General features: G+C 60.0%; 3 protein-coding genes. 1 reads left to right on the top strand and 2 read right to left on the bottom strand.

The window, feature by feature from the left end:
- A partial coding sequence (gene uvrA, locus R6T97_RS07900; protein WP_410348743.1) for an excinuclease ABC subunit UvrA occupies positions 1–1,329 on the top strand: 1,329 nt, incomplete at its 5' end.
- A gap of 85 nt (positions 1,330–1,414) precedes the next feature.
- Here the strand turns inward: uvrA and mmsB are convergent.
- Together mmsB and R6T97_RS07890 are read right to left on the bottom strand one after the other, a co-directional pair.
- On the bottom strand, positions 1,415–2,281 hold the full coding sequence (gene mmsB / locus R6T97_RS07895) for a 3-hydroxyisobutyrate dehydrogenase (RefSeq protein ID WP_410348742.1): 867 nt from the start codon (positions 2,279–2,281) through the stop codon (positions 1,415–1,417).
- Positions 2,278–3,266, bottom strand: a 989-nt coding sequence (locus tag R6T97_RS07890) for an enoyl-CoA hydratase/isomerase family protein (RefSeq protein WP_410348741.1), incomplete at its 5' end; no start/stop codon positions are given. The genes mmsB and R6T97_RS07890, both read right to left, overlap by 4 nt.

The raw sequence follows: 3,266 nt of genomic DNA, 5'->3' as shown, positions 1-3,266 counted from the left end.
CTGCAAGGGGTGCTTTACGTCTTGGACGAGCCATCCATCGGGCTGCACCAGCGCGATAATGACCGCCTGCTGACGACGCTGAAGAACCTGCGCGACCAGGGCAATACGGTGATCGTCGTGGAACACGACGAAGAGGCGATCCGCGAGGCGGATTATGTCTTTGACATCGGACCGGGGGCCGGTGTGCATGGCGGTGAGGTGGTGGCCAAGGGGACGCCGCAAGAGATTATGGCGAATGCCGCCTCGATCACCGGACAATATCTGACTGGCGCGCGCGAAATTCCCGTGCCGGCCAAGCGGCGGAAGGGCAAGGGCAAGAAGCTGACTGTCGTCAAGGCGACGGGGAATAATCTTCAGAATGTGACCGCGGATTTCCCGTTGCAGCAGTTTGTCTGCGTTACCGGCGTGTCGGGTGGCGGTAAATCCACGTTGACGATCGAGACGTTGTTCAAGAATGCTTCGATGAAGCTGAATGGCTCGCGCCAGACGCCCGGGCCTTGCGAGACGATCAAGGGGTTCGAGCATCTGGACAAGGTGATCGACATCGACCAGCGCCCCATCGGGCGCACGCCGCGGTCGAACCCTGCGACCTATACGGGGGCCTTTACGCCGATCCGCGAATGGTTTGCGGGTATGCCAGAGGCCAAGGCGCGGGGCTACAAGCCCGGGCGGTTCAGTTTCAACGTGAAAGGCGGGCGTTGCGAGGCATGTCAGGGTGACGGTGTCATCAAGATCGAGATGCACTTTCTGCCGGACGTCTATGTGACCTGCGAGACCTGCAAGGGTGCGCGCTACAACCGCGAAACGCTGGAAATCAAGTTCAAGGGCAAATCCATCGCCGATGTGCTGGACATGACAGTCGAGGACGCGCAGCAGTTCTTTACCGCCGTCCCGTCGATCCGCGAAAAAATGGACGCATTGATGCGTGTCGGGCTGGGTTATATCAAGGTTGGCCAGCAAGCGACGACGCTATCGGGCGGCGAAGCCCAACGCGTGAAGCTGTCCAAGGAGTTGGCGCGGCGTTCGACGGGTCGCACGCTCTATATTCTCGATGAACCTACAACGGGCCTGCATTTTGAAGATGTGCGCAAGCTGTTGGAAGTGCTGCATGAATTGGTCGATCAGGGCAATTCGGTCATTGTGATCGAGCACAATCTGGATGTGGTGAAAACCGCAGACCATATCATTGATATCGGTCCCGAGGGTGGCGATGGCGGTGGCCGGATCGTGGCGACCGGAACGCCCGAGCAGGTAGCCGAGGTGACCGAAAGTCACACCGGCCGCTACCTCAAGGAAATGCTTGGTGCGCGCAAGGTGGCAGCCGAGTAGATCGGCAAAACCGGGCGGTTTTACCGAGGCCTCCGGCGGGAGTTTTTTGGCCAAGATGAAGGAGGCGGTGCTGTATGGAAACGCGCTAGCCTCGTCCGCGTTTTTCGAAACGGGTCAGCATCGCTGAAAAGTCTTTGCCGTTGCCGTCTTCTGTTTCAACGAATTGTGCGTAGAGGTCATGCGCTGCCTGTCCCATGGGTGTATCGGCGTCCGCGGCCTTTGCCGCCATTTGTGACAGGTTCAGATCCTTGAGCATCAATTCAGCCGCGAAACCCGGCTGGTATCCGTTGTCTGCCGGGCTTTGCGGGCCGATGCCGGGGGCAGGGCAATAAGCGTTCATTGACCAAGAATACCCTGACGATGTGCTGACCACATCAAACATGGCCTGACGGTCAAGGCCCAGTTTGTCGGCCAGAACAAACGCCTCGCATGTGGCGATCATGGTCACGCCAAGGATCATGTTGTTGCAGATTTTCGCCGCTTGCCCGTTGCCTGCGTCGCCGCAATGGACGGCCTTTTGACCCATGATGTCGAAAAGCGGCTGGACGGTGGCGAAGGCTTCGGCGGGGCCGCCTGCCATGAAGGTCAGCGTGCCGTTGGTGGCGCCGCCGATTCCGCCGGAGACAGGCGCGTCGATGGCTTGCAGGCCCGCTTGGGTGGCTTGGACTGCGACAGCGCGGGCGCTTTCGACATCTACGGTCGAGCAATCCAGATGAATGGCACCGGCTTTCATCAAGGCGTGAATTTCATTTGCAACGACGCGAAGGATATCACCGTTCGGGAGCATCGTGATAACCACGTCGGCGTTTTTGGCGGCCGCGACCGCACTTTCTGCAAGGGCGATCCCTTCCGGTCTTGCGACCGTATCGAAGCCGGTGACGTCATGCGACTTGGCCAGATTTGCAGCCATGGGTGCACCCATGTTTCCCAGCCCGATAAATCCGATCTTCATGTGTTTTCCTTCCATTGCAGCGCATTGTCGCCCAGATCTTTCGTCATGGCTGCGACATCTGCTGCCGCGACGTCCTGCCAACTGCGATGTTGCCATTTTGGTGCGCGGTCACGGTCGATGATCGCGGCGCGAATGCCTTCGATAAAGTCACCTTGTGCGACGCAGCGATAGGTGTAGCGGAATTCGCGGTCGAGTGCGCTTTTGATGCGCAGGTCTTCGCGTGCCGCTTGAATGATCTTGGTCGCGACGGCCATGGCCAGCGGCGCGTTCCTGTCCATCAGTTTGCGCACATGCGCGATGGCGGGGCCGGGATCGGCGGGCATGGCGCGGTAGATGTCGCCAAGGGTTGCACCGGCAAAGCAGCCGTCAATTTCGCCTTGCCATCCGGCAAGTCGGGCGGCAGGAGCGGCGTGCTGGGCGCTTTCAACGGCCTGTGTGTCACCTGTCGCGATGAGCCTCTGTTTGAGCGTGTCCCAAGCCTCTTGGGGGATATGGTGATCGGCAAAACCGGCATAGATCGCGTCGCCCGCATCCATGCGGTCACCGCTGAGCCCGAGAAATTCGCCGCAATGCCCCGGTGCCTTGGCCAGCAGGAGCGAACCGCCCACATCAGGCACCAGACCGATGGAACATTCGGGCATGGCGATCTGGCTGGTCTCGCAGACGATCCGGTGGGATGCATGGCAGCCGACACCGACACCGCCGCCCATGGCAAAGCCGTGCAGGAATGTGATGATTGGCTTGGCGTAATTGGCGATCTTGGCGTTCAACCGGTATTCATCCCGCCAGAAACGCCGCCCATAATCGTAATCGGCGCGTTGGCCTGCGGCGTACATTTCGGCGATATCACCGCCCGAGCAGAAGGCGCGATCACCTGCGCCGTCGATCAGGATCAGCGCAACATCGGGATCATTGCGCCAGTCGTCCAAGGCTGCTTCGATCGCCAGACACATATCCCATGTCAGCGCGTTGAGCGCCTTGGGGC

Origin of the sequence: Yoonia sp. (assembly GCF_046498525.1) — a bacterium.
GTDB lineage: Bacteria > Pseudomonadota > Alphaproteobacteria > Rhodobacterales > Rhodobacteraceae > Yoonia.
This window is presented reverse-complemented; position numbering and strand designations above follow the sequence as displayed.